Raw genomic sequence first — 25,256 nt, 5'->3', positions numbered from 1 at the left:
GAGGTTCCCATGACGACCAGCCCTCGACCCTGGAAGATCCCGGAGTCGGTGCTGGTCGTGATCCACACGCCGGCGCTCGATGTGCTGCTTATCCGGCGTGCGGATGCCGAGACCGACTTCTGGCAATCGGTCACGGGCAGCAAGGATGCGGCCGATGAGCCGCTCGCGCTGACCGCGGCGCGCGAGGTGGCCGAGGAAACCGGCATCCAGTGCGGCGAAGGCACGGCGCTGGCCTCGCAACTGGTCGACTGGAAGCTGCGCAACGTCTACGAGATCTACCCCCGCTGGCGCGCCCGCTACGCGCCCGGTATCACCCACAACACCGAGCACCTGTTCGGCCTGTGCGTGCCCGAACGCATCACGCCCACGCTAGACCCGCGCGAGCACACCGACTGGCGCTGGCTGCCGTACCACGAAGCGGCGGATGCATGCTTTTCCCCATCGAATGCCGAAGCCATTCTGTTGCTGCCAGAATTTGCGCGATGAACCAGCCGGCAGCAGCAACGCAGAACCTCCGGGTCGCGACCTACAACATCCACAAGGGTGTTCAAGGCATCGGACCCGCACGGCGGCTCGAAATCCACAACCTCGGCCACGCCATCGAGCAACTCGACGCCGACATCGTCTGCCTGCAGGAAGTGCGCAAGATGAACCGGCAGGCGGCCGCCCGTTTCGCGCGCTGGCCCGAGCTGCCGCAGGCCGATTTCCTCGCGCCCGAGGGCTACACCGCCGTCTACGAGACCAATGCCGTCACGCGCCACGGCGAGCACGGCAATGCGCTGCTCACGCGCTGGCCGGTGCTGCGAATCAACCATCAGGACATTTCCGACCACCGTTTCGAACAGCGCGGGCTGCTGCACGTGGTGATCGACGTGGAGGGCCGGCGGGTGCACACCATCGTGGTGCACCTCGGGCTCATCAAGGGCAGCCGGGTTCGGCAGATTGCGCGCCTGCGCGAGTTCATCGACCGCGAGGTGCCGCCCGACGAGGCCGTTGTGGTGGCCGGCGATTTCAACGACTGGGGCGCGCGCATGCGCTACGCCATGAATGCCATGGGCCTGCGCGACACCAGCGACCTGCGCGGTCCGCGCACGCTCACGTACCCCTCGCGCCTGCCGGTAGCGCAGCTCGACTTCGTCTACGGACGCAGGCTGGAGCCGCTGGCCTGCACGGTGCCGCGCGGCCCCATCTGGGCTCGCATGTCCGACCACCTGCCGCTGGTGGCCGATTTCACGCTCCTCAATTGATAGCATTGCTCCAAGAAGGGACGGGCGTTGCGGGCCCGAATGTCTGGAGCCATTCACTGGTACGATCCCCGCCATGCTGAGGAAAACCGACGTCGACCCGCGCCCCGATCGAAACGACGATGACGAGGGTACGCCCGTCTCCGTGAAGATCCGTGAGCGCCTCACCGCGGCGCGCAAGCGCTTCAACGCCAATGACAACATCGCCGAGTTCATCCAGCCCGGCGAGCTGGAGGCCTTGCTCGACGAGGTCGAGGTCAAGATGAAGGGCGTGCTCCAGAGCCTGGTGATCGACGTCGAGAACGACCACAACACCGACAACACAGCACGGCGCGTCGCCAAGATGTACCTGAACGAGGTGTTCCGCGGCCGCTACGTGGCGCCGCCCTCGCTCACCGAGTTTCCCAACGCCGAGCATCTGAACGAGCTGATGATCGTCGGCCCGATCACCGTGCGCAGCGCCTGCTCGCATCACTTCTGCCCGATCATCGGCAAGCTCTGGATCGGCGTGATGCCCAACGAGCACACCAACGTGATCGGCCTGTCGAAGTACGCGCGCCTGGCCGAGTGGGTCATGGGCCGTCCCCAGATCCAGGAAGAAGCCGTGGTGCAGCTGGCCGACCTGATCCAGGAAAAGACGCAGCCCGACGGCCTCGCGCTGGTCATGGAAGCCGAGCATTTCTGCATGGCCTGGCGCGGCGTGAAGGAAATGGACAGCAAGATGATCAACTCCGTGATGCGCGGCGTGTTCCTCAAAGACCCGAGCCTGCGCCGCGAATTCCTTTCTCTCCTTCCCCGAAAGAGCTGAGCCATGCTGGTCCGACTTCTCTACGCCAGCCGCGCCGTCGACACCAGCCCCGAGGCCATCGAGGCGATCCTTGCGCAATCGCGCACGCACAACACGACCTGCGGCATCACCGGCATCCTCTGCTACGGTGCCGGCACCTTCCTGCAAGCCATCGAGGGTGGCCGCATGGCCATCAGCGAGCTCTACGGCCACATCCAGCGCGATGCGCGCCACAAGGACGTGGTGCTGCTGCACTACGAAGAGATTTCCGAGCGCCGCTTCGGCGGCTGGACGATGGGGCAGGTCAACCTGTCGAAGCTCAACGCATCGACGCTGCTGAAGTACTCCGAAAAGCCCGAGCTCAACCCGTACGCGGTGTCGGGCAAGGTTTCGCTGGCGCTGCTCGAAGAGCTGATGGCCACCGCCGCCATCGTCGGCCGTCACTAGTCCGGCAGGGGTGCCGCTCTCCGCATTCGCGCTGATCCTGCTTGCCGGGATCGTTCACGCAGGCTGGAACATCGCCGCCAAGAAGGCGAACGGTGATGCGCGCTTCAGCTTCCAGACCAGCGTGTTCAACATGCTCATCTGGGCGCCCGTGGGCATCACGCTGGGCTGGAACGTGGTGCCCGGCTGGGGCCTGACGGAGTGGGGCTTCGTCGTGCTCAGCGGCGTGCTGCACATCTTCTATTTCATCGTGCTGCTGCGCGGCTATCGCAAGTCGGACCTCACGGTGGTCTACCCGCTCGCGCGCGGATCGGGGCCGCTGCTGTCGTCGCTGGTGGCGGTGCTTTTCCTGGGCGAGAAGATCAGCCTGATTGGCGTGGCAGGCATCGCAGGCGTGGTGGGCGGCGTGTTCCTCGTTGCCGGCGGGCCCAAGCTGTGGCGCAAGGCGCATGACCCGGCGCAGCGCGAGCGCGTGCACAAGGGCATCCGCTACGGCGTGCTGACCGGCGGCTTCATCGCGGCGTACACCGTGGCCGACAGCTACGCGGTCAAGTTCCTCGCGATGTCGCCGATCCTGCTCGACTACTTCGGCAATCTCGTGCGCATGGTGCTGCTGGCGCCTGTCGCGCTGAAGGACCGTGCGACCACCGCGCGCATGTGGCGCGAGCAGTGGAAGTACGCGCTGCTGGTGGCGGCGGTCAGCCCGGTGTCGTATGTGCTGGTGCTGTACGCGGTGCAGCAGGCGCCGATCTCGCACGTCGCGCCGGCGCGCGAGGTGTCGATGCTGTTTGCCGCGTTGATCGGCGGCCATCTGCTGCGCGAAGGCGACCGGCTGCTGCGGCTGCTCGGCGCGCTGTTCATCGCTGCCGGGGTGGTGGCGCTCGCGATGGGCTGAGGCGATGGTGCTGTTCGGCTGCGACTTCTCCAGCGCGCCGACGGCACGCAAGCCGATCGTGATCGCTGTCGGAGAACTGGCCGGTGCCGACCGCGTCAGGCTGACCAGCCTGCAGCGCTTCGCGACGCTCCAGGCGTGGGGCGAATGGCTGTGCGCCACGCCGTCCTGGACCGGTGGTTTCGACTTTCCCTTCAGCCTGCCGCGCGAACTCGTCGAGCATCTGCGATGGCCCCCGCAGTGGAAGCCGCTGATGGCCCACTACGCCAGCCTGAGCCGTGCCGAAATCCGCGAGACCTTCGCTGCGTTCTGCGCGGCGCGCCCGGTCGGCGGCAAGTTCGCGCACCGTGCGACGGACGGGCCTGCGGGCTCCAGCCCCTCGATGAAGTGGGTCAACCCGCCAGTGGCCTACATGCTTCATGCGGGCGTGCCGCGCCTGCTGGCAGCCGGTGCGCACATTCCAGGCCTGCACGCAGGCAGCGGTGCCGACCGTATTGCGCTGGAGGCCTACCCCGGCCTGCTGGCGCGCGAGCTGATCGGGCGCCGCAGCTACAAGAGCGACGACCTGCAGAAGCAGACGCCCGAGCGGCACGCCGCACGCGCCGACCTGCTGGTCGCGCTCGAGGCCGGGACAACCCACCTCGGCCTGCGGCTCTCCATCACCAGGCCGCAGCGCGCCGAACTGTTGGCCGACGCCCGCGGCGACGACATCGACGCAGTGCTGTGCCTCCTGCAGGCGGCCTGGGGCCTGCAGCGCGCCGACAGCCCCGGACCGGGCCACGGCCTGCCGGAAAGCGTCGACCCGCTTGAAGGATGGATCGTCACCGCCTGAGCCTTGTTGTCCTACAACGCTTCGGGCTTCCGTCGGCATTCGCCGTCACCGGTCGGGGCCTAGATTGAAATCAGTGGGTCATTCCGGCCCACGGTTTTCACTACCCCGAACAGGAAGGAAGCGACATGAACAAGGACCAAGTGGCAGGCCGCGTCGAGGAAGCCAAGGGCAAGCTGAAGGAAGTCACCGGCAAGGTCGTCGGCAACGAAAAACTCGAGGGCGAGGGCATTGCCGACCAGGCCGCCGGCAAGGTGCAGAAGACCTACGGCGACGTCAAGGAAAAGGCCAAGGATGCGATCAAGTCGGGCGCCGACAAGTTGTGACCGAACAGGGCGGCGGGCACACCCCGCAGCCCTTTTCCATCTCCGTGAGTGACTGGAGGATTCCCATGAACAAATCGAATCAATACATCGCCATGCCGCATTCGCGCGCGTGGCTTGCCGTGCTCGTGGCCGGCGCAGCGCTGACGCTGGCCGCCTGCGACAAATCCGACAACCGCACCGCGGGCGAGAAGCTCGACAGCGCTGTGGCAAAGACCGAGCAGGCCGCCGATACCGCGGCCGCCAAGACCGGCCAGGCCGTCAAGGACGCCACGGCCAAGGTCGAGTCGTCCAGCACTACTGCTGAGGTGAAGGAAGGCATGGCCAATGCCAAGGAAGCGGCCAAGGATGCCGGCGCGGCGATGAGCGCGACGGTGAACGATGCCGCCATCACGGCTTCCGTATCCGCGGGCCTGGCCAAGGATCCGGACCTGAGCGCGATCAAGATCAACGTCGACACCAAGGGCGGCGCGGTGAGCCTGAAGGGCCCGGCACCCACGGCGGCAGCCAAGGCGCGTGCCGAAGAGATCGCCAAGGGCGTGCAGGGCGTGACGTCGGTGAGCAACCAGCTCGAAGTGAAGGGCTGATTGATCGCCCTGGCGAGCTTTACTCGTTCACCCATGAAAAAGCCCGGTTCTACCGGGCTTTTTCATGGGCGGGGCACGCAGCCCCTGATTGGTTCAGTTCAGTGACCGAGCCAGTCCTTCAACTCGTCGGCATGCTCTTCCTCGTCCGAGAGGATGTCTTCGAGCATGCGGCGCGTGGTCGGGTCCTTGTCGCCGATCAGCGCGATCATCTGGCGATACGACTCCACTGCGATGCGCTCCGCGATCAGGTTGGCGCGCACCATCGATTGCAGGTCGGTCGACTCGTCGTATGCCGCATGGCTGCGCTCCAGCAGGTGCGAGGGCGCGAAGTCGGGTTCGCCGCCGAGCTGCACGATGCGCTCGGCAATGCGGTCGGCATGGCCCGACTCTTCGTTGGCATGCACCAGGAACTCGTCGGCGATGGCGGGCGATTCGACGCCGTTGGCGGTGAAGTAGTGGCGCTTGTAGCGCAGCACGCAGACCAGCTCGGTGGCCAGCGCGTCGTTCAGCAACTGGACGACGTCGTCGCGCCAGGGGCCGTAGCTGGGGGTGACGGCGCCGTCGTCGAGGCTCTTGCGCGCGGCATCGAGGCCGCCCTGGTCGAGCACCAGGTGCTTGTGTCCGTTGGTCTTGGAGGAAACATCGGCTTTCATGGAGGGTCCTTTCGTGGGGGGCTTGGGGTCTTCTGCATCAACGTGTTGACCAGGTCAGCCACGTCGGATGTCTTCAGTACCGCCGCCAGCACGGCCGTGGCCGACAGCAGTCGCCATGGCCTGACGAGCACCAGCACCGCGCCGGTGGCCGCGGCGGCGGCCATCAGCTTGGCCGGCTCCTTGCGCGCGTAGTGCTCGAGCAGCGGACGCGCCAGCTGGCCGACCGCATGCGCGGGGTGCCGGCGCCACCAGCGTTCCACCACGCTGCGGCCCACACCGAGCCACACGTTGTTTCTTCCTCCTCCTTCTCTTCTTCCTCTTTCTCCTCGCGGGTTGCGCGGGTGCTGGTCATCCGGCGGCGCAGCCGAGGCTTCGTGCTGCGCGTATTCCAGATCGTCGTTGTCGGGTGCGTCCGCGCCGTCGTTCAGCTGCCGCACAAGCGCGCGGCGCGAGAGGGCCAGGCGCTGCTGCGGGGTGAGGAGATGACGTTCAGCGCTGGCCATGGCGGGCTCCGGTGTCGCGCAAGGCCTGCAGGTCGGCGTCGAGCTGCGAGCGCAGGTCGTCGAAACCGTGGCCCGGCACGGGCCGTGTCGCATACCACGCGCAGATGGCCGCGATCACCACGGCCACGGCCGGCACGGCCACCAGCACCCAGTGAAAGCTGCCGTGCATCACGCCGAGCAGCACGGCCACGCCTATGAGCCCGAGGGCCAGCGTGGCGCTGGCCACCGCCAGCAAGGCCGCCACGAGCCGGGCGACGAGGCCGCGCCCCGCCTGCGCGGATTCCTGGCGGACGAGGGCGGCGTAGTTGGCGAGATGTTCAGCAACGAGATCCGGATGCCCGAGCACCGTGGAAAAAATCGGATGAAGCATGGTGCCGGGAACCGGTGCAGCGACGGGAATTCAGCGGCGAATCAATAGTCGTCCCGGCTGCGGCGGCTGGCCAGCACGATGAGTGCCGTGATGGCTGCGCCGGCGGCTGCAGCCAGCAGCACGGAGCGCACAGGCTGGTCGGAGATGTAGCGGCCGGTGACGTCGGCAGCCTGTTCGATGCGGCGCTGCGCACGCGCGCTGGTGGTGGACGCGGCGTCCAGGCCGCGCTGAACGGCTTGCTGCACGCGGGCTGCGAGCTGCTCGACACCCGGTTCGGCATCGCGTTGCAGGTCGCGGACCTTTTCACCCGCCGCATTCACCGCGTTCTGTGCGTAGGCGCGGGTGGTTTCGACCGCTTCACGCGCGGTCTGGCGCACGTCGTCGGCGAGTTGCGAGGGAGTCTTGGTCGTCGTGTTCATGTGAGGTCCTTTCCGGAAAAATGAAATGCGCAAGCCTGTTGATCGTAACGACGCTACTTGCGTCGAAGCAAGCCGGCAAGGAAGCTCGCAATCGCGAGGATCGCGAAGATCACGAAAAGGATCTTGGCAATGCCCACCGCGCTGGCGGCGATGCCGCCGAACCCGAACAGGGCCGCGATCAGGGCGATGACCAGAAACACCACGGCGTAATGCAGCATGTGGAACTCCTTCGAGGCTTGCCTCGTCGTTATGAAAAACCATCGCATCCGCAACCTCGCGCAGAGGCTTCGGATGGCATGGGTGCAACCTTAAGTGGGGGCATGCCCCCGACCTGTCAGCGGCCAGGGGCGGGGTGCGTAGGAGATGGCCGAGTCGCTCTGCGCCCGCGCGTGCAGAAGTGCCGCTCCTGCAGGCAGCTCAGGCCGGCTTGACGACGGGGAGCATGGCGCTCAGGCGGGTGCCCTTGCCCGGCGTCGAGGAGACCGTGAGCTTGCCGCGCGCTGCCTCCACCCGGTGCCGCATGCCCGCGAGGCCATGCGTCGACGGGCGCATGCGCTGCGTGTCGAAGCCCTTGCCGTTGTCGGCCACTTCCACGATGACGTGGTTGTCGTAGTTCTTCAGCACGATGGTGGCTTCGCTGGCCTCGGCGTACTTGCTGATGTTGGTGAGGCTTTCCTGGACCATGCGATAGATGGTGAGCTGGCGCGACTCGTCCATGGTCACCGGCTCCAGCGCCATCTCGATCTGCAGGCCCGAGCGTTCCCCGAACTCGCGCCCCAGGATCTCCAGCGAGGCGACCAGCCCCAGGTTGGAGAGCGACGATGGCCGCAGGTCCTCGATGATGCGGCGCTTGAGCGCGATGCCGCTGTTGAGCAGGTCGGTCAGGTGCTGCAGCCGCTGGATCGCGTCGGGCGAGTCCGCCAGCCGCGACTTCAGACGCGCCACGTCCAGCTTGGCGGCGGTGAGCAGAGAGCCCAGTTCGTCGTGCAGCTCGCGCGCGAGATAGCCGCGCTCGGTCTCGCGCACGTCCTGCAGGTGGGTGGCCAGTTCGGCCAGCGAGGCGGTGCGCTCGCGTACTTCGTCTTCCAGCGCATTGCGCTCGCGCTGCAGGGCCTCCTGCTGGCGCTCGCCGATGGAGTGCAGCGCATGCGTCTGGCGCAGGTACAGGAAGAAGGCGAACAGCGCGGCCAGCGCCACGATGGCGGTGCCGATGCGCGCCAGCTGCAGCGAGCGCAGCACCTGCTCCTGGCTCTGGTGCAGGGTGACGTTGCTGATCTTCACCAGCTCGCCCGCCGTCGCGCGGATGGAGTCCATCTCCTCGCGGCCCACGTCTGTCGTGATGACGAACTTCCAGGCGTCTTCCTTGCCGTCCTGGCGCAGCCGCACGCTCATGTCCATCTCGGCCACCTTGCGCAGCACGTGCTTCGACAACTCGGCCAGCTGGGTGAGTTCAGCAGGGCGGCCGGCGTACAGCCGGCGAAGGGTCGCGAGCTGGCCGTCGACCTGCTTGACCGCGTTGTCATAGGGTTTTCGGTAGTTCGCCTCGCCGGTCAGCAGGTAGCCTCTCTGGCCGGTCTCGGCATCCAGCATGTTCTGCAGGATCTGGTTGAGCGCGCCCCGCATCTGCTGCGCCTCGTCGATGTCGGCGAGGGCGCGGCTCGACTGCCGGTAGCCGGCCTCGTTGATACCGACGAGGGCCAGCGCAGCCAGCGCCGCGAGCAGCAGGCTCACGGCCATTCTTGGAGGGGCTAACCAGTGCATGAAACTTTCGAGGCTGCGTACTACGCAAGTTCGTGAATAATTGATAACAATCAGGGACCCGGTATGTTGCGACCCGCATGTCCGCAACACAACGAAGAAAGTAACAGATGATCAAAATCGGAATTGTGGACGACCACGCCATCGTGCGATCGGGCCTCCGGCAGTTCTTCTCCGAGCACGTGGACCTGCGCGTGGCGGGTGAAGCAGCCAGCGGCCGAGAGGCAATCGAGCTGGTGCGCACCACGGAGCTGGACGTTCTGGTCATGGACCTTTCGATGCCCGGTCAAAGCGGTATCGATGCGCTCGCCATGATCCGCGCCAAGGCGCCGGACGTGGGCATCCTCATATTGAGCGGATACCCCGAAGAGCACTACGCGATGAACCTGATCCGCCAGGGCGCGAGCGGCTACCTCAACAAGGAGTGCGATCCCATCGAGATCGTCAACGCCATCCGCACCATCTCGCTGGGCCGTCGCTACATCACGCCCGCCGTGGCTGAACTGCTGGCCCGCCAGCTCGACCGCAAGGACGACGCCGCGCCGCACGAGCAGCTCTCGGAGCGCGAGTTCCAGGTGTTCCTGAAGCTCGCCAAGGGCGAGACCGCCGGCGACATCGCCAAGACGCTGTCGTTGTCGGTGAAGACCGTGAGCACCTACCGCACGCGCCTGATGGAGAAGATGAACCTCTCCTCCAACAGCGATCTCACCTACTACGCGCTGAAGAACAAGCTGATCGACTGAGATCGGCCAGGGAGCGGAAAGAGTGGGGAGGGGGCTCAACGCGGCTTCTTCCTCAACCCGCCTCGGGAGCCCCGGGCGCGGGGTGCAAGGCCTTGGCCTGCACGATGCAGAAGTCGACCAGCGCGTCGATTTCGTTCGACTTGTCGAACACCGCGTCGACCCCGAACTCGGCGCAGCGCCGCCGGATGTCGGGCGTCGCATAGTTGCTGAGCACCACCACCTTCTGCAGCGGCTTGCGCGACTGGCAGGCCTGGAGCACGCCCAGACCGCTGCCCTGCTTGAGAAAGAGATCGACGATGACGAGGTCCCACTCGCCATCGTGGCCGAGCAGCCATGCGCGTGCGCCGCTTTCGGTTTCGGCAAAGCCGACGACCGTGGTGGAGGTGAGTTCTTCCAGCGTGCCAATGAGGTTTTCACGGATCGTGAGGTTGTCTTCGACGACGTAGGTCTGCAATCTGGAATCCATGCCGAACCGCGCTTCCTCTGAGGTTGGCAGACGCATTTGCAGCGCCTCTCTGGTGCAAATGCCTGCCAGCGTGGACTTTGAGGCGTTGCGGCGGCAGATCATGCAAGCTTCGGCGCGTGGCTCTTGTAGGCGAGGTCCGACGCGTGCATCCGTCGAAGCCTGCAAGGTGCATTCGTAGGCAATGCCTCACGGTTTCTGCGGCCCATCGCCGACCCGGGCGGCGCGATCATTCGAGTTACAAGGACCCATGGCAACGAACGCAACGAACATCCTGCGCAACCGACCGCTCTGGCAGAAGCTGGTGGCCGGCGTCGTGCTGCTGTTCGCGGCGCTGGTCGTCGGGCTTGCCTTCTTTCCCTGGGACATGCTGCGCGAGCCGGTCAACCGCTATGTCAGCGAGAAGACCGGGCGCAAGTTCGAGATCACGCGCCGGCTCGACGTGGGCCTTGGCTGGCGACAGGCCACGGTCAAGTTCGACGGCATCGAGTTCGCCAACCCCTCGTGGGCGCGCGACCCTTATCTGGTCAAGGCGGATCGCGCCGAGTTCGACATCCGCATCTGGCCGCTGATCGCCAGCAAGATCGTCATTCCGCGGCTCGCGCTTTTCTCGCCCACGCTGGGCCTGCAGATGGAGGCGGACGGGCGCCGCACCTGGGCGCTCGGCAAGGACACCTCCGATGGCGGCACCGTGCCCAGCATCGGCCTGATGCAGGTCGACACCGGCGCGGTCGACTTCCTGGCCAAGCACCTGGGGGTCGATCTGCACGCCGACCTGAGCTACGACAGCAGCCGCGGCGAGATGCCGCTCAGCTACCGCATCAAGGGCCGCTACAAGGGGCAGCCGCTGACCGCCAGCGGACGCACCGGCAGCGTGCTGCAGATCAACGCCGCGGGTGCGCCGCCGTTTCCGATGGAGATCAACGCGGCTGCCGGGCAGACCCAGCTGAAGGCGGCCGGCACGGTGGCCGAGCTGTCGGGGCTCGACGGCATCGACGCGAAGTTCGAAATCAAGGGCCAGACGCTGGGCGCCCTGTTCCCGCTGCTGGGCATCGCGCTGCCGCAGACCTCGCCCTACGCCCTGAGCGGCAGCCTGGGCAAGCGCGGCAAGCTGTGGCAAGCCACCGGCCTCAAGGGCAGGCTGGGCCTGTCCGACATCGCCGGCGACATGCGCTTCGACCAGGCCGGCCAGCTGCCACATCTGGCGGGCGACCTGCGCTCACGCGTGATGGACATGGACGACCTCGGCCCGCTGATCGGCCTGCCGCCCACGGCGCGCACTGCCGCCGCCGTGGAAGGCGTGGCTCCGCCGCCAACCATCACGCAGGTCAAGCGCCCTGGCGGCAAGGTGCTGCCCACGGCGCCGCTCGACTTCGAGCGCCTGCGCGCCATGAACGCTGACGTGAAATACACGGCAGACCGCATCCGGAATGTGCGCGACGTTCCGCTGGACAGCGGCAGCGTGCAGGTCAAGCTGGCCAACGGTGTGCTCACGCTCGACCCGCTCGACCTGGGCGTGGCCGGCGGCAAACTGAGCGGTGCGATCCGCATCGACGCCTCGAAGAACCCGGCGGACATCCGCGCCTCGCTCGACGTGCGGGCGATGCAGCTGGCCCGCCTGTTCCCCAAGCTCGAGACCACGGGCAACAGCGTGGGCCGTCTGGACGGGCGCATCAACCTGTCGGGCTCGGGCAGCACCGTGGCCAACTGGCTGGGGGGCGTGTCGGGCGACGTGGCGGTCATTTCGGGACGCGGCCAGTTCGGCAACCTGCTGCCGGTGTTCGCGACGTTGGTGGGCGGCGACATCATCAAGTTCATGCTGCGCGGCGATCGCAACGTCGAGCTGCGCTGCGCGGCCCTGGCCTTCGACGTGAACAAGGGGCTGATGACCGGGCGCACGCTGGTGGTAGACACGACCAACGCCGTGTTCATTGCCACCGGCCAGGCCAACCTGGCGACCGAGGGGCTCGATTTCGTGGTCCGGCCGGAGCCCAAGAGCAAGAGCATCCTGTCGATTCGTACGCCGTTGGTGGTGAGCGGCACCTTTGGCGATCCGAAGGGCGGTGTGGAGGTCGTTCCCCTGGCGGGGCGCGGGCTGGCTGCGCTGGCGCTGGGCGCCATCAATCCGCTGCTGGCGCTGGCCGCGACCATCGAGCCCGGCCCGGGCGTGGATTCCGATTGCAAGGGCGTGCTGGCGCAGGCCAACAAGCCCACGGCCGGGGCGGCCGCCAACGGCGCTGCCCGCGCTAAAGGGGCAAAGCAGCCTTAGAGGGGAAGGGCGGGGCGCTGCGCGCAGACGCTGCAGTGCGGGTCGCGCGCCACGCGCAGCGTGTCGAAAGAGGTGCTGCGCCCGTCGAACATCAACAGCTTGCCCGCCAGCGACGGGCCGATGCCGGCCAGCAGCTTCAGCGCCTCGCTGGCCTGCAGCGTGCCGATGGTTCCGACCACGGGGCCGAACACTCCGAGCACCGCACAGCGCGTTTCCTCGAAATCCGCATCGGGCGGGAACAGGCAGGCATAGCAGGGTGAGGCGGCGTCGCGGGTGTCGTAGACGCTCAGCTGGCCATCGAAACGGATCGCCGCGCCCGCTACCAGCGGCTTGGCGTGAGCCACGCAGGCGCGGTTGACGGCCTGCCGGGTGGCGAAGTTGTCGCAACAGTCGACCACCACGTCGGCCTGCGCGACCAGGCGCGACAGCAGCGCCTCGTCGGCGCGCAGGGCGTGGGTTTCGATGGCGATGTCGGGGTTGATGTCGCGCATGGCCTGCGCGGCGGATTCGACCTTGGCGAGGCCCACACGCGCGTGGGTGTGGGCGACCTGGCGCTGGAGATTGGTGAGATCGACCTCGTCGTCGTCGACCAGCACGATGTGGCCGACCCCCGCTGCCGCAAGGTACAGGGCCACCGGCGAACCCAGTCCGCCGGCGCCTATGACGAGAACCCGTCCGGCACTGACGCGCTCTTGCCCGTCGATGCCGAACTCCTCGAGAAGGATGTGGCGCGAATAGCGCAGCAGCTGGCTATCTTCCATGCGCCACCGGCTCTCAGTTCTCTTTCTTCTCTTCCTTGTTGTCGACGATGATCTGCGTCTTGCTGACCAGCACCGGCTGGCCCTTCAGGCGGTTGAGCGCCTGCACCAGCGGGAAGTCCTTGTCGGTGCCGAACTCGGGCACCTTGCGGTCCTGCGGCGGCTTCTTGGCTTCTTCCTCGAGGCGCTTGCGGGCTTCGTCGCGGGCCTTTTCGCGTTCCGGGTCCTTGACTTCGGGGCCCTGACCGCTGGCCAGATGCTTCTCGAGGTCGGCCTCGCGCATGCGCAGGGCAGCAAACGGGCTGCCTTCGGCGCTTTCGTCGATCAGTACGTTGGGCACGATGCCCTTGGCCTGGATCGAGGTGCCGCTCGGCGTGTAGTAGCGCGCCGTGGTGATCTTCAGGCCGGTGTCGGGGCCGAGCGGGCGCACCGTCTGCACCGAGCCCTTGCCGAAGGTCTGGCTGCCCATGATGGTGGCGCGCTTGTGGTCTTGCAACGCGCCGGCCACGATTTCGCTGGCCGAGGCCGAGCCTTCGTTCACCAGCACCACCAGCGGCACGCTCTTGAGCGCGGCCGGCAGGCTGCGCAGCGGGTCGCTGCCCGAACGGCGCTGGTAGAACTCCGGCGCCGCCTTGTAGACCGACTTGCTTTCTGCCAGCTGGCCGTCGGTGGTGACCACCGTGACGTTCTCGGGCAGGAAGGCCGACGACACAGCCACCGCCGCGTCGAGCAGGCCGCCCGGGTCGTTGCGCAGGTCGAGCACCAGGCCCTTGAGGTTCGGGTCTTCCTTGTACAGGTCGTCGATCTTCTTGACGAAGTCGTCGACGGTGCGCTCCTGGAACTGCGACAGGCGGATCCAGCCATAGCCGGGTTCCATCATCTTGCCGCGGACCGACTGCGTGCGGATTTCTTCGCGCGTGATCGTCACCGGGAAGGTGCGGCTCTCGTCCTTGCGGAAGATGGTCAGTAGCACCTTGGTGTTGGCTTCACCGCGCATGCGCTTGACCGCCTCGTTCAGCGACAGGCCGCGCACGGCGGTGTCGTCGATCTTGGTGATCAGGTCATTGGGCTTCAGGCCGGCGCGGAAAGCAGGGGAGCCTTCGATGGGCGAGACGACCTTGATGAGGCCGTCTTCCTGCGAAATCTCGATGCCCACGCCGACGAAGCGGCCGGTGGTGCCTTCCCTGAATTCCTTGAAGGACTTCTTGTCGAAGTACTGGGAATGCGGGTCGAGGCCGGCAACCATGCCCGAAATGGCGTCGGAGATGAGCTTTTTCTCGTCGACCGGCTCGACGTAGTCGCTCTTGACCATGCCGAAGACGGCAGCGAGCTGTTGCAATTCCTCGAGCGGCAGTGGCGCAAGCGAACCGCGTGCGACTGTCTGCAACGAGACGGTGGTCAGGACGCCTGCTACGGCGCCGGCGGCGACCCAGCCGGTGATCTTCAGTTTCTGGCCCATCATGAGTGGTTGTCCTTGTCGGCGGCTGTCGAATCAATATACACAGCTTGGAAGCAATTTGTTTGCCGGGGTTCCACGGATGGAGCGCCGGGCAGGGGCTTTCAGGGCGGTCTTTACCGGTCTTTTCAGCCCTTGCCTTGCGATGCCACCGCTGCGGCTGCCTTTTCGGCGGCTGCGGCATCGCCGAGATAGTAGTGGCGCAGGGGCTTGAGGTCGTCGTCGAGCTCGTAGACCAGCGGAATGCCGTTCGGGATGTTCAGGCCGACGATGGCGTCGTCGGAGATGCCGTCGAGGTACTTCACCAGCGCCCGGATCGAATTGCCATGGGCCGCCACGACCAGGCGGCGCCCGGTGCGGATGGCAGGCGCCATCGACTCGTTCCAGAAGGGCAGCACGCGCGCCACCGTGTCTTTCAGGCACTCGGTCAGCGGAATCTGTTCGGGCGCCAGCTTGGCGTAGCGCACGTCGCTGCGCTCGCTGCGCGGGTCGTCGGCTTCCAGGGGCGGGGGAGGGGTGCCGTAGCTGCGGCGCCAGACCAGCACCTGCTCGTCGCCGTATTTCTTGGCGGTTTCGGCCTTGTTCAGGCCTTGCAGGCCGCCGTAGTGGCGCTCGTTCAGGCGCCAGGAATGGACCACGGGCAGCCAGGTGCGGTCGAGTTCGTCGAGCGTGTGCCACAGGGTGCGGGTGGCGCGCTTGAGCACGCTCGTGTAGGCGACGTCGAAGTCGTAACCTTCGGCCTTGAGCAGCCGGCCGGCCTGCTTGGCCTGCTCCACGCCGGTCTCGGTCAGGTCCACGTCGGTCCATCCGGTGAAGCGATTTTCGAGATTCCAGGTGGATTCGCCGTGACGGATCAATACCAGTTTGTGCATGTGGGAGGCCTTTGGCTGCGCTTGCGAAACCTCGCATTCTAAAATCCCCGGTTTGCCATTCAAGGAACCCCCGTGAAATTGATCGAATTCGTCACCGCGAACTGGATGCTGATCCTGATCGCGCTCAGCTCGGGAGCCATGCTGGCCTGGCCGCTGGTGCGGGGGGCGGGCGGCGGAACGCTCACGGCGCAGGGTGCCGTGCAGCTCATCAACCGCGAGCGCGCGGTGCTTGTCGATGTGCGCGAGGCGGAAGAATTCGCCACCGGCCACATGATCGGCGCCAAGAACATTCCCCTGAACCAACTCGAGGAAAAGCTCACCGGCGCGGTCAAGAACAAGACCGTGCCGCTGCTGCTGGTATGCGCCACCGGCGCCCGCGCCCAGCGCGCCGTGGCCATGGCCAAGAAGCTGGGCTACGAGCAGGCCCAAGCCGTGGCCGGCGGGCTGAAAGCCTGGAAAGACGCTAACCTGCCCGTTGAAAAGGCCTGAAATCTCCCCGAGATAGAGCGTATGCAAGCAGTCAAGATGTACACCACCGCCGTTTGCCCCTACTGCACGCGTGCGAAGCAAATCCTGAAGTCCAAGGGCGTCGAGCAGATAGAAGAGATCCGCATCGACACCGACCCCCAGGCCCGCAACACCATGATGGAAATCACCCAGCGCCGCACGGTGCCGCAGATTTTCATCGGCGACACCCACGTGGGTGGCTGCGACGACCTGATGGCCCTCGACAGCCGCGGCGGCCTCGTGCCCCTGCTGCAGAGCGCCTGAAACACAAAGCAACCGGCGTCACGGAAGTGGCGCGGTCGCCGGGCGATAATCGTTCGCTCATCCATCTGCAGCCCGCTGCGGGAACCTCTCCCCGGCGGGCATTGTTTTGATCCTCGAAAGTTCAGCCATGGCCGACCAGCAAGCCCAAGATCCCGTTTTCCAGATCCAGCGCGTCTACCTCAAGGACCTGTCGCTCGAACAACCCAATTCGCCCGCGATCCTGCTGGAGCAGGAGCAGCCCACCGTCGACATCCAGCTCGGCGTGGACGCCCAGCCCGTGACCGACGGCATCTTCGAGATCACCGTGTCGGCCACCGTGCAGACCAAGATCGGCGACAAGACCGTGTTCCTGGTCGAAGCCAAGCAGGCCGGCATCTTCGAAATCCGCCACCTGCCGGAAGAGCAGATGGGCGCCATCCTGGGCATCGCCTGCCCGCAGATCGTCTACCCGTACCTGCGCGGCAACGTGGCCGACGTGATCCAGCGCGGCGGCTTCCCGCCCGTGCACCTGGCTGAAATCAACTTCCAGGCGATGTACGAGCAGCAGCAGGCGCAGGCCGCTGGCCAGGCTGCGCCGACCCTGGCGCAGTAAACAGCGCCCAACGCCCTCGATGTCGCCAACGCCGATGAAGATCTGCGTTCATGGCGCCGGTGCCTGGGGCACGGCAGTCGCTGTCAACGCGGCGGCTCGCCACGAGGTCACGCTCTGGGCGCGCGATGCCGCCCAGGCCGACGCCATGTCGGCCGCGCGTGAAAACACCCGCTACCTGCCCGGGCTGGCACTGCCGGCCTCGCTCGCCGTGCGCGCGGGCGACATCGGCCAGGCGCAGGCCGGCGCCGACCTCGTCATCGTGGCCACCCCCATGGCTGCCCTGCGTGAACAGCTCATTGCACTGCGTGGCACCACTGCGGCGGTGGCGTGGCTGTGCAAGGGCGTTGAGCCCGCACTTGACGCCTCACCCACATCCTTCGGCCTGCTCGCCCATGAAATCTGGGCGCAGGTTGCTCCTGATTTGAGAGCGGGCGTGCTCAGCGGCCCCAGCTTCGCGCAGGAGGTTGCCGAAGGGCGCCCGACTGCGCTGGTGGCCGCCAGCCCGCATGCCGCCGTGCGCGACACGCTGGTCGACGCCTTCCACGGCCCCGCGCTGCGCGTCTACGCCAACGAGGACATCGTGGGCGTGGAAGTGGGCGGCGCGGTGAAGAACGTGCTGGCCATCGCCACCGGCCTGTGCGACGGCCTCGCGCTCGGGCTCAACGCCCGCGCGGCGCTCATCACCCGGGGCCTCGCAGAAATGACGCGCTTCGGCCTCGCGCTGGGCGCTCGCGCCGAAACCTTCATGGGCCTTTCGGGCCTGGGCGACCTGGTGCTGACCTCCACCGGCGACCTGTCGCGCAACCGCAAGGTCGGCCTGCTGCTGGCCCAGGGCCGCACGCTGGCGCAGGCCGTCGATTCGCTGGGCCATGTGGCCGAAGGCGTGTACTGCGCCCGCACCGTGGTGCAGCGCGCGCGCGGCCTCGGCATCGAGATGCCGATCGCCGAAGGCGTGGTCGCGCTGCTCGACGGCCGCGTGAGCCCGCAAGACGCGGTGGCCGCCCTGACCGGCCGCGACCCGGTGCCGGAATCCGTGCCGCCCGGCGCTGCGGCTTCTCCTCGCCATTCTTCTTAATAAAAAAACGCAGAGACAAAGAGCCATGAGCCTTCGCTTTGATTTTTCAGCGTCGGCCGTGGCCGCGCTGGCCCTGTCCGATGCCACCCGCGCATTGCAGGAAGACGTCGCCGACGGCGACCTCACCGCGTCGCTGGTCGACCCGGCCCGCCGTGCCCGCGCCCGTGTGCTGGCGCGCGAATCCGCCGTCGTGTGCGGCGCGCCCTGGGTCGAGGCCACGCTGCGGCAGCTCGATCCGCAAGTGCGCATCCACTGGCTGTGTGCCGAAGGCGAACGCTGCGCGGCCGACCAGACCGTGCTCGAAATCGAAGGCGCCGCCCGCGCGCTGCTGACGGCCGAGCGCACCTCGCTCAACTTCCTGCAGTTGCTGAGCGCGGTCGCCACCAAGACCGCCCTCTACGCCGACGCCGTGCGCGGCACGCGCGCCCGCATCGTCGACACCCGCAAGACCATTCCGGGCCTGCGCCTCGCGCAGAAGTACGCGGTGCGCACCGGCGGTGGCCTGAACCACCGCATCGGCCTGTACGACGCGGTGCTCATCAAGGAAAACCACATCGCCGCGGCCGGTGGCGTGGCTGCGGCCCTGCGCGCGGTGGCACCGGTTGCCTCGCAAGCCGCCTTCGTCGAAGTCGAGGTCGAAACACTGACCCAGCTGCGCGAAGCGCTGGAAGCAGGCGCGCGCATGGTGCTGCTCGACAACATGGACCTGCCCACGCTGCGCGAGGCCGTGCGCATCAACGACGAAGCCGGCGAAGACCGCAAGGCCGTGCTGGAGATATCCGGCGGCGTCACACTGGACGGTCTGCGCGCACTGGCCGAAACCGGTGTAGACCGTATTTCGGTCGGCGCATTGACCAAGGATGTCAAAGCCATCGACTACTCGATGCGTTTCCAGGAAGGCTGATCCGCCCATGTCGTCTCCGGTCATCGACGTCGACTACGAGCAGCCCGCCGCAAAGGCCGGCGCCGTCTGCGACACGCGCCATGCCTGGGCCCGAGTGCCGGCCGAGCCTTCGCCCGACGAGCGCATCGCGTTGAAGGAGCGCATCCGCCGCCTGCTGCGCGAACGCAACGCGGTGATGGTGTCGCACTTCTACGTGCACCCCGACCTGCAGGACCTTGCCGAGGAAACCGGCGGCATCGTGAGCGATTCGCTCGAAATGGCGCGCTTCGGCCGCGACCACGCCGCGCAGACGCTGGTGGTGTCGGGCGTGCGCTTCATGGGCGAGACCTCGAAGATCCTCTCGCCCGAAAAGCGCGTGCTGATGCCCGACCTCGACGCGAACTGCTCGCTCGACCTGGGCTGCCCGGTCGAGCAGTTCAGCGCCTTCTGCGACCAGCACCCCGACCGCACCGTGGTCGTCTATGCCAACACCAGCGCGGCCGTGAAGGCGCGCGCCGACTGGCTGGTCACCTCCAGCTGCGCGCTCGACGTGGTGAACGCGCTGCACGCGGCCGGGCAGAAGATTCTCTGGGGCCCCGACCGCCACTTGGGCGACTACATCCAGCGCCAGACCGGCGCGGACATGGTCAGCTGGAACGGCGCCTGCATCGTGCACGACGAGTTCAAGGCGCTGGAGCTCGAACTGCTCATGAAGGAGCATCCGAAGGCGAAGGTGCTGGTGCACCCCGAGTCCCCGTCTGACGTGATTGCGCTGGCAGACGCGGTGGGCTCCACCTCGGCCATCCTGAACGCGGCACAGCGCATGGATGCCAGCGAATTCATCGTTGCCACCGACAGCGGCATGCTGCACAAGCTGCGCACGCTGAACCCCGGCAAGGTCTTCATCGAGGCACCCACGGCCGGCAACGGCGGCACCTGCAAGAGCTGCGCTCATTGCCCGTGGATGGCGATGAACGGGCTGGTCGAGCTGGCGAATGCGCTGGAAACGGGCGCGGGCGAGATCCATGTCGACCCGGCGCTAGGCCTGCGGGCGCGCGTGCCGATCGACCGGATGCTGGCGTTTACTGCCGGGCTGAAGAACGGGCAGGCGCCCGGCAGCTTGGTAGCAGGCATCGGCGCCGCCTGACCCTGTCTTGCTCCTTCCCGCTCTGGGGGGAACCTAGAAGTCCACGGTGCAGCTGTCGCCCAGCGCCTCGCGCCACACACGCACGCGGGCCAGCGAGGGCCGCAAGTCCGGCAGCGCATCCGCAATGAACACGCACAGGTTCTCCAGCGTCGGCGGATGCAGCCCCGGCACGTCATCCAGCAGGTGATGGTCGAGCTTCTCGCGCACATCTTCCAGCCGCCGACGCAGCAACCCCAGGTCGATCACCATCCCCGTCACTGGATCGCGCTCCCCTGCAAGCCACACCTCCGCGTGGTACGTGTGGCCGTGGATACGGCGGCTGCCTTCGACTTCGATCTCGCGCTTCAGTGTGTGGGCGGCGTCGAAGAAAAAGCGTTGGCTGATGGTGAATCGCATCGTCAAAAAGAAACTCAGAGGAAAAAGGGCCGCAGTCTCAGCGGATCCCGGTGATCTTGTGCGTCTGCACGCTCAGGCGCCAAACCGGCTGCTTCATGCATTCGGCAATGCAAAGCTCGGTGTTCGCGACCCGATCGGGCCCGTCCATCGGCTGCAGGAAGCGGTGCGTGAACTCGCCCGTGCGCGCCATCGTGTCGAGGTCGAACTCGGTCTGCGGCCACACCAGCTTCAGCTCCTGGCCGCGCTGCTGCACCCATGTCGCGCCGGCCTTGGGGCTGATGCACAGCCAGTCGATGCCCTCGGGTGCCTCGACCGTGCCATTGCTCTCGACTGCGATGCGGAAGCGCCGCGCGTGCAGCGCGTCGACCAGCGCGGCGTCTACCTGCAGCAACGGCTCGCCGCCGGTCAGAACCACGAGGCGATGGTCGGCATCTGCGGCTGGCCATTGCGCGGCGATGGTGTCGGCAAGCAGGTCGGCGGTCTTGAACTTGCCGCCCAGCGTGCCGTCGGTGCCCACGAAGTCGGTGTCGCAGAAACGGCAGACGGCGGAGGCTCGATCTTCCTCGCGGCCCGTCCAGAGGTTGCAGCCTGCAAAGCGACAGAACACGGCCGGCATGCCCGCCTGGCCGCCTTCGCCTTGCAGGGTGTAGAAGATTTCTTTGACGCTGTAAGTCATGAGGCCGGTGTGTCGATCTCGAGGTTGTCGATCAGCCGCGTGCTGCCCAGGCGTGCAGCAGCCAGCGCCACGAGCGGTTCACCCGCGGCCGGTGCCTGCAGGTCGGCGCGGCGCCGCAGCACAAGATAGTCCGGCTGCCAGCCGCGTTGCGTGAGCATCTGCATGGCCCGCGCTTCCATCGCGGCCAGGTCGCGCTCGCCCGCGCGCACCGCCGCGGCCATTGCCTTCAGCGCCTTCGACAGCTGCACGGCCTCGGCGCGTTCGCTCTCGCTCAGGTAGCCGTTGCGCGACGACAGCGCGAGGCCGTCGTCGGCGCGGAAGGTCTCGCCGCCCACGATCTCGATGGGCAGCGCGAACTGCCGCACCATGTGCCGGATCATCATCAGCTGCTGGTAGTCCTTCTTGCCGAACACGGCCACGCGCGGCTGCACGCACTGGAAGAGCTTCATCACCACCGTGCACACGCCGATGAAAAAGCCGGGGCGGAAATGCCCTTCGAGGATGTCGGCCAGCGCCGGGTCGGGGTGCACCTTGCAGGTCTGCGGCTCGGGGTAGAGCGCCTTCTCGTCGGGCGCGAACAGCACGTTGCAGCCGGCAGCGCGCAGCTTTTCGCAGTCGCTGTCCCAGGTGCGCGGGTAGGTGTCGAAGTCTTCGTGCGGCAGGAACTGCAGGCGGTTCACGAAGATGCTGGCCACCGTCACGTCGCCCAGTGGCTTGGCCTGCTTCACCAGGGCCAGGTGGCCGTCGTGCAGGTTGCCCATGGTGGGGACGAAGGCGGGGCGCTTGAAGGCGGCCAGGTGGTCGCGAAGTTCGGCGATGGTGTGTGCGATGTACATGAGGGTTTCCTTCCTTACCAGGCGTGGAGTCGGTCGTCGGGGAAGCTGCCGTCCTTGACGGCCTGCACGTAGGCCTTGAGGGCGGGCAGCACGCCCGGCGCGTCGGCCATGAAGTTGCGCACGAACTTCGGCATCTTCCCGAGGTTGATGCCAAGCATGTCGTGCAACACCAGCACCTGCCCGGCGGTGGCCTTGCCGGCGCCGATGCCGATGGTGGCGCAGTGCTTCAGCTCGGCCGTGAGCTCGGCGGCCAGCGCGGCCGGCACCATCTCGAGCACCAGCATTGCGGCGCCCGCGTCCTGCAGCGCGTGGGCCTGCTGCTTCAGCAGCGCGCCGGCGGCGTCGCCCTTGCCCTGCACGCGGTAGCCGCCCAGTGCATGCACCGTCTGCGGCGTCAGGCCGAGGTGGGCGCACACCGGGATGCCGCGCTCGACCAGGAAGCGCACCGTGTCGGTGGTCCAGCCGCCGCCTTCGAGCTTGACCATGTGTGCGCCGGCCTGCATCAGCACCGTGGCGCTGCGCAGCGCCTGTTCGCGCGATTCCTGGTAGCTGCCGAAGGGCAGGTCGGCAATCAGCCAGGTCGTGCCCTGCATGCGGCGCAGGCCGCGCGAGACGCTGTCGGTGTGATAGCGCATGGTGTCCAGGCTCACGCCCACCGTGCTGTTCAGGCCCTGGCAGACCATGCCGAGCGAATCGCCGACCAGCAGGCAGTCGATGCCCGCGGCGTCGGCCATGGCAGCGAAGGTGGCGTCGTAGGCTGTGAGCATCGCGATCTTCTCGCCGCGCGCATGCATGTCGGCCAGGCGCGGCAGGCTCACGGGCTTGCGCGATGCAGGCGGGGAGGCCGGCGGCAGCGTGCCGTAGGGCGAAGCGGGCGGCGTGTCGGTGATTGGGGGCGTGATGTTCGACATGGTTGAGTTTCTCCCTGCGGGCGTCGGTGGCCGGGCATCCTTGAGTGAAGAAAACGAAGCGGGTGGGGCTATCGGTCGTCCGGCGGCACCAGCACCGTGGGTGCGGTGGGCTCGGCGAGCGAAGGATAGTCGCGGCTGAAATGCAGGCCACGGCTCTCGTGGCGGGCCTGCGCGGAACGAACGATCAGCTCGGCCACCTGCACCAGGTTGCGCAGTTCGAGCAGGTCGCGCGTGACGTGGAAGTTCGCATAGAACTCCTGGATCTCGGCCTGCAGCAGCGCGATGCGATGGCTCGCGCGCTCCAGGCGCTTGTTGGTGCGCACGATGCCGACGTAGTCCCACATGAAGCGGCGCAGCTCGTCCCAGTTGTGGGAGATGACCACGGCTTCGTCGGCGTCGGTGACGCGGCTGTCGTCCCAGGCGGGCAGCTCGGCGCGCTCGCGTGCTGGAGCCGCGGCAATGGCGCTGGCCGCGGCGCGCGCGAACACCATGCACTCGACCAGCGAGTTGCTGGCCAGGCGGTTGGCGCCGTGCAGGCCGGTGCAGGCGGTCTCGCCGATGGCGTAGAGGCCCGGGATGTCGGTGCGCCCGCTCAGGTCGCTGAGCACGCCGCCGCAGGTGTAGTGCGCGGCCGGCACCACCGGAATGGGCTCGCGCGTGATGTCGATGCCCAGCTCCAGGCAGCGCGCGAGGATGTTGGGGAAGTGCTCTTTCAGGAACGCTGCCGGCTGGTGCGAGATGTCGAGGTGCACGCAGTCGAGGCCATGCTTCTTCATCTCGAAGTCGATCGCGCGGGCCACCACGTCGCGCGGCGCGAGTTCGGCGCGCTCGTCGTGCTTCGGCATGAAGCGGGTTCCGTCGGGAAGCTTGAGCAGCCCGCCTTCGCCGCGCACCGCTTCGCTGATCAGGAAAGACTTTGCATGCGGGTGATACAGGCAAGTCGGGTGGAACTGGATGAACTCCATGTTCGACACCCGGCAGCCCGCGCGCCACGCGGCGGCAATGCCGTCGCCGGTGGCGGTGTCGGGGTTGGTGGTGTACAGGTACACCTTGCCCGCGCCGCCGGTGGCCAGGATGGTGTGCGGCGCGCGGAAGGCCAGCACCTCGTCGGTCTCATCGTCCAGCGCGTAGAGGCCCAGGCAGGCCGGGTCATCGAGCCCGATCTTGGGCCCGGTGATCAGGTCGACCAGCGTGTGGTGCTCGAACAGCGTGATGTTCGGCGTGCGCCGCACCCGCTCGATCAGCACCTGCTGCACTGCCGCGCCGGTGGCGTCGGTCACGTGCACGATGCGGCGCTGGCTGTGGCCGCCTTCGCGCGTCAGGTGCAGGCCGCCGTCTTCCTCGGAAAAGGGCACGCCCAGCTCGCGCAGCCAACTGATGGCCTCGGGTGCGTGCTCGACCACGAAGCGCGTGGCCTCGGGGTCGCACAGGCCGGCGCCGGCCACCAGCGTGTCTTCCACGTGCGCATCGAAGCTGTCGCCCGCCGCCAGCACGGCCGCGATGCCGCCCTGCGCCCAGGCGCTGGAGCCGTCGTTCAGCGCGCGCTTGGTCAGCACGGCCACGCGGTGCGTGGGCGCCAGGTGCAGCGCGGCCGAGAGGCCGGCCAGGCCGCTGCCGACGATGAGGACGTCGAAGTCGCGCACGACGGAAGTCACTGGATATGGGGACCGGTTGGGTCAGGCTGGCGAATAAGCCAATCTGACGTAGATAGGGGCGAAGGCCTCGGCCTGCGTGATTTCGATCAGCGTTTCCTTCGCGAGCTCCAGCATCGCGATGAAGGTGACGATGAGCACGGGCGTACCGCGCGACACGTCGAACAGCTTCTCGAATTCAACGAAGCGCTGTCCCTGCAGGTGGCGCAGCACGATGCTCATGTGCTCGCGCACGTTGAGCTCTTCGCGCGAGATCTTGTGGTGCTGCACGAGCTTGGCGCGCTTCATGATGTCGGCCCACGCATCGCGCAGCTCGACCACGTCCACGTCGGGGAAGCGCGGCTTCAGCGACTGCTCGATGTAGACCTGCGCCTTCCAGAAGTCGCGTCCGTACGTGGGCGTGGCGCTGAGGGCGGCGGCCTGCAGCTTGGTCTGCTCGTATTCGAGCAGGCGGCGCACGAGCTCGGCGCGCGGATCTTCGGCCTCTTCGCCGTCGGCCACCTTCTTGGGCGGCAGCAGCATGCGCGACTTGATCTCGATCAGCATCGCGGCCATCAGCAGGTACTCGGCCGCGAGTTCGAGGTTGGTCTGGCGAATCTCGTCGACGTAGCTCAGGTACTGCCGCGTGAGCCCCGCCATCGGGATGTCGAGGATGTTGAAGTTCTGCTTGCGGATCAGGTAGAGCAGCAAGTCCAGCGGGCCTTCGAAGGCCTCCAGGAACACCTGCAGCGCCTCGGGCGGGATGTACAGGTCCTTCGGCATCGCGAACAGCGGCTCGCCATAGAGCCTCGCGAGCGCGACCTGGTCGACCACGTCGGGCATGTCGACCACCAGCGTGCCGTTGTCCTCGTCGCTCTTCATCGGGTCATTGCTATCGTTTCAATAGCGACCAGCGCAATGCGGACGGGAGCGTGCTGCCAATTCGGCATCGGGAAATCGGCATCGGG

32 protein-coding genes are annotated in these 25,256 nt (G+C 67.1%); 16 read left to right on the top strand and 16 right to left on the bottom strand.

Going from position 1 to position 25,256, the window contains the following annotated elements; all coding sequences use genetic code 11:
• Positions 1-9: 9 nt before the first annotated feature.
• From nudB to BMW87_RS16370, 8 genes are all read left to right on the top strand, one after another.
• Positions 10-486 carry a dihydroneopterin triphosphate diphosphatase gene (nudB, locus tag BMW87_RS16405; RefSeq protein WP_093077445.1) on the top strand — a complete coding sequence of 159 codons (477 nt, stop codon included), beginning with the start codon at positions 10-12 and terminating at the stop codon, positions 484-486.
• Entirely contained in the window at positions 483-1,247 is a 765-nt protein-coding gene (locus tag BMW87_RS16400; protein WP_093077444.1) for an endonuclease/exonuclease/phosphatase family protein, read from the top strand. Before nudB ends, BMW87_RS16400 begins: the two co-directional genes overlap by 4 nt.
• 73 nt (positions 1,248-1,320) lie before the next feature.
• On the top strand, positions 1,321-2,052 hold the full coding sequence (gene folE / locus BMW87_RS16395; protein ID WP_093077442.1) for a GTP cyclohydrolase I: 732 nt from the start codon (positions 1,321-1,323) through the stop codon (positions 2,050-2,052).
• Between the two features lie 3 nt (positions 2,053-2,055).
• Positions 2,056-2,478, top strand: a complete 423-nt coding sequence (locus tag BMW87_RS16390) for a BLUF domain-containing protein (protein WP_093057484.1) — start codon at positions 2,056-2,058, stop codon at positions 2,476-2,478.
• A 10-nt stretch (positions 2,479-2,488) separates the two neighbouring features.
• Positions 2,489-3,370, top strand: coding sequence for an EamA family transporter (locus BMW87_RS16385; RefSeq protein WP_093077441.1), 882 nt, complete (start codon positions 2,489-2,491; stop codon positions 3,368-3,370).
• 4 nt (positions 3,371-3,374) lie between these two features.
• Positions 3,375-4,199 carry a DUF429 domain-containing protein gene (locus tag BMW87_RS16380; RefSeq protein WP_093077439.1) on the top strand — a complete coding sequence of 275 codons (825 nt, stop codon included), beginning with the start codon at positions 3,375-3,377 and terminating at the stop codon, positions 4,197-4,199.
• 125 nt (positions 4,200-4,324) lie between these two features.
• Positions 4,325-4,522 (top strand): CsbD family protein, encoded by a 198-nt coding sequence (locus tag BMW87_RS16375; RefSeq protein ID WP_093057487.1) that lies wholly within the window; start codon positions 4,325-4,327, stop codon positions 4,520-4,522.
• A 65-nt stretch (positions 4,523-4,587) separates the two neighbouring features.
• The gene (locus tag BMW87_RS16370; protein ID WP_093057488.1) at positions 4,588-5,106 is read left to right on the top strand and encodes a BON domain-containing protein; all 519 of its coding nucleotides are present in this window, start codon (positions 4,588-4,590) and stop codon (positions 5,104-5,106) included.
• 98 nt (positions 5,107-5,204) lie between these two features.
• Here the strand turns inward: BMW87_RS16370 and BMW87_RS16365 are convergent, their stop codons facing one another.
• From BMW87_RS16365 to BMW87_RS16340, 6 genes are all read right to left on the bottom strand, one after another.
• Positions 5,205-5,759 (bottom strand): ferritin-like domain-containing protein, encoded by a 555-nt coding sequence (locus BMW87_RS16365; protein ID WP_093058056.1) that lies wholly within the window; start codon positions 5,757-5,759, stop codon positions 5,205-5,207.
• Positions 5,756-6,262 (bottom strand): hypothetical protein, encoded by a 507-nt coding sequence (locus BMW87_RS16360; RefSeq protein ID WP_093077438.1) that lies wholly within the window; start codon positions 6,260-6,262, stop codon positions 5,756-5,758. Before BMW87_RS16360 ends, BMW87_RS16365 begins: the two co-directional genes overlap by 4 nt.
• On the bottom strand, positions 6,249-6,632 hold the full coding sequence (locus BMW87_RS16355) for a phage holin family protein (protein WP_093058054.1): 384 nt from the start codon (positions 6,630-6,632) through the stop codon (positions 6,249-6,251). The genes BMW87_RS16360 and BMW87_RS16355 overlap by 14 nt, the downstream gene beginning before the upstream one ends.
• 41 nt (positions 6,633-6,673) lie before the next feature.
• The gene (locus BMW87_RS16350) at positions 6,674-7,051 is read right to left on the bottom strand and encodes a hypothetical protein (RefSeq protein WP_093058053.1); all 378 of its coding nucleotides are present in this window, start codon (positions 7,049-7,051) and stop codon (positions 6,674-6,676) included.
• A 53-nt stretch (positions 7,052-7,104) separates the two neighbouring features.
• Positions 7,105-7,269, bottom strand: a complete 165-nt coding sequence (locus BMW87_RS16345) for a DUF1328 domain-containing protein (RefSeq protein ID WP_007837165.1) — start codon at positions 7,267-7,269, stop codon at positions 7,105-7,107.
• A 199-nt stretch (positions 7,270-7,468) separates the two neighbouring features.
• The gene (locus BMW87_RS16340) at positions 7,469-8,788 is read right to left on the bottom strand and encodes a CHASE3 domain-containing protein (RefSeq protein ID WP_093077436.1); all 1,320 of its coding nucleotides are present in this window, start codon (positions 8,786-8,788) and stop codon (positions 7,469-7,471) included.
• Positions 8,789-8,919: 131 nt separating this feature from the next.
• On the opposite strand from BMW87_RS16340, the gene BMW87_RS16335 reads away from it, so the two are divergent.
• The gene (locus BMW87_RS16335; protein WP_007837167.1) at positions 8,920-9,552 is read left to right on the top strand and encodes a response regulator; all 633 of its coding nucleotides are present in this window, start codon (positions 8,920-8,922) and stop codon (positions 9,550-9,552) included.
• A gap of 52 nt (positions 9,553-9,604) precedes the next feature.
• Here the strand turns inward: BMW87_RS16335 and BMW87_RS16330 are convergent, their stop codons facing one another.
• Positions 9,605-10,018 (bottom strand): response regulator, encoded by a 414-nt coding sequence (locus tag BMW87_RS16330; protein ID WP_093077435.1) that lies wholly within the window; start codon positions 10,016-10,018, stop codon positions 9,605-9,607.
• A gap of 247 nt (positions 10,019-10,265) precedes the next feature.
• Between BMW87_RS16330 and BMW87_RS16325 the strand changes: the two genes are divergently transcribed.
• A complete protein-coding gene (locus BMW87_RS16325) occupies positions 10,266-12,284 on the top strand; it encodes an AsmA family protein (RefSeq protein WP_093077433.1) in 2,019 nt (672 codons plus the stop codon).
• On the opposite strand, the gene BMW87_RS16320 is transcribed toward BMW87_RS16325, so the two are convergent.
• From BMW87_RS16320 to gpmA, 3 genes are all read right to left on the bottom strand, one after another.
• On the bottom strand, positions 12,281-13,045 hold the full coding sequence (locus BMW87_RS16320; RefSeq protein ID WP_093077432.1) for a HesA/MoeB/ThiF family protein: 765 nt from the start codon (positions 13,043-13,045) through the stop codon (positions 12,281-12,283). The genes BMW87_RS16325 and BMW87_RS16320 overlap by 4 nt on opposite strands.
• Before the next feature lie 13 nt (positions 13,046-13,058).
• The gene (locus tag BMW87_RS16315; protein WP_093058069.1) at positions 13,059-14,501 is read right to left on the bottom strand and encodes a S41 family peptidase; all 1,443 of its coding nucleotides are present in this window, start codon (positions 14,499-14,501) and stop codon (positions 13,059-13,061) included.
• Positions 14,502-14,626: 125 nt separating this feature from the next.
• Positions 14,627-15,370, bottom strand: coding sequence for a 2,3-diphosphoglycerate-dependent phosphoglycerate mutase (gpmA, locus tag BMW87_RS16310; RefSeq protein ID WP_093058049.1), 744 nt, complete (start codon positions 15,368-15,370; stop codon positions 14,627-14,629).
• 105 nt (positions 15,371-15,475) lie between these two features.
• Here gpmA and BMW87_RS16305 point away from each other — a divergent pair, with 105 nt between their 5' ends.
• From BMW87_RS16305 to nadA, 6 genes are all read left to right on the top strand, one after another.
• Positions 15,476-15,859, top strand: a complete 384-nt coding sequence (locus tag BMW87_RS16305) for a rhodanese-like domain-containing protein (RefSeq protein ID WP_371127403.1) — start codon at positions 15,476-15,478, stop codon at positions 15,857-15,859.
• Between the two features lie 21 nt (positions 15,860-15,880).
• The gene (grxC, locus tag BMW87_RS16300) at positions 15,881-16,141 is read left to right on the top strand and encodes a glutaredoxin 3 (protein WP_093058047.1); all 261 of its coding nucleotides are present in this window, start codon (positions 15,881-15,883) and stop codon (positions 16,139-16,141) included.
• Between the two features lie 127 nt (positions 16,142-16,268).
• A complete protein-coding gene (gene secB / locus BMW87_RS16295; RefSeq protein WP_093058046.1) occupies positions 16,269-16,733 on the top strand; it encodes a protein-export chaperone SecB in 465 nt (154 codons plus the stop codon).
• A gap of 34 nt (positions 16,734-16,767) precedes the next feature.
• Positions 16,768-17,808, top strand: coding sequence for an NAD(P)H-dependent glycerol-3-phosphate dehydrogenase (locus BMW87_RS16290; RefSeq protein ID WP_093058045.1), 1,041 nt, complete (start codon positions 16,768-16,770; stop codon positions 17,806-17,808).
• Between the two features lie 25 nt (positions 17,809-17,833).
• Positions 17,834-18,712, top strand: a complete 879-nt coding sequence (gene nadC, locus BMW87_RS16285; RefSeq protein WP_093077430.1) for a carboxylating nicotinate-nucleotide diphosphorylase — start codon at positions 17,834-17,836, stop codon at positions 18,710-18,712.
• 7 nt (positions 18,713-18,719) lie between these two features.
• Positions 18,720-19,838, top strand: a complete 1,119-nt coding sequence (nadA, locus tag BMW87_RS16280) for a quinolinate synthase NadA (RefSeq protein ID WP_093058043.1) — start codon at positions 18,720-18,722, stop codon at positions 19,836-19,838.
• Positions 19,839-19,871: 33 nt separating this feature from the next.
• Here nadA and BMW87_RS16275 read toward each other — a convergent pair whose 3' ends face one another.
• From BMW87_RS16275 to BMW87_RS16250, 6 genes are all read right to left on the bottom strand, one after another.
• Positions 19,872-20,234 (bottom strand): 6-carboxytetrahydropterin synthase, encoded by a 363-nt coding sequence (locus tag BMW87_RS16275; protein WP_093077429.1) that lies wholly within the window; start codon positions 20,232-20,234, stop codon positions 19,872-19,874.
• Positions 20,235-20,271: 37 nt separating this feature from the next.
• Positions 20,272-20,910: a 7-carboxy-7-deazaguanine synthase gene (queE, locus tag BMW87_RS16270; RefSeq protein WP_093058041.1), complete on the bottom strand. Its 639-nt coding sequence runs from the start codon at positions 20,908-20,910 to the stop codon at positions 20,272-20,274.
• Positions 20,907-21,746, bottom strand: coding sequence for a pantoate--beta-alanine ligase (gene panC / locus BMW87_RS16265; RefSeq protein ID WP_093077427.1), 840 nt, complete (start codon positions 21,744-21,746; stop codon positions 20,907-20,909). Before panC ends, queE begins: the two co-directional genes overlap by 4 nt.
• A 14-nt stretch (positions 21,747-21,760) precedes the next feature.
• Positions 21,761-22,657, bottom strand: a complete 897-nt coding sequence (gene panB / locus BMW87_RS16260) for a 3-methyl-2-oxobutanoate hydroxymethyltransferase (RefSeq protein WP_093077426.1) — start codon at positions 22,655-22,657, stop codon at positions 21,761-21,763.
• Between the two features lie 68 nt (positions 22,658-22,725).
• Positions 22,726-24,300, bottom strand: a complete 1,575-nt coding sequence (gene nadB, locus BMW87_RS16255) for an L-aspartate oxidase (RefSeq protein ID WP_177192796.1) — start codon at positions 24,298-24,300, stop codon at positions 22,726-22,728.
• A gap of 33 nt (positions 24,301-24,333) precedes the next feature.
• Complete coding sequence (locus BMW87_RS16250; protein ID WP_093058037.1) at positions 24,334-25,170, bottom strand: segregation and condensation protein A; 837 nt, start codon at positions 25,168-25,170, stop codon at positions 24,334-24,336.
• Between the last annotated feature and the right edge of the window lie 86 nt (positions 25,171-25,256).

The organism is Variovorax sp. OV084 (genome assembly GCF_900111625.1).
Taxonomy (GTDB): Bacteria; Pseudomonadota; Gammaproteobacteria; order Burkholderiales; family Burkholderiaceae_C; genus Variovorax.
Note: the sequence above shows the minus strand (reverse complement) of the source record. Positions and strands in the feature narration are given on the sequence as shown.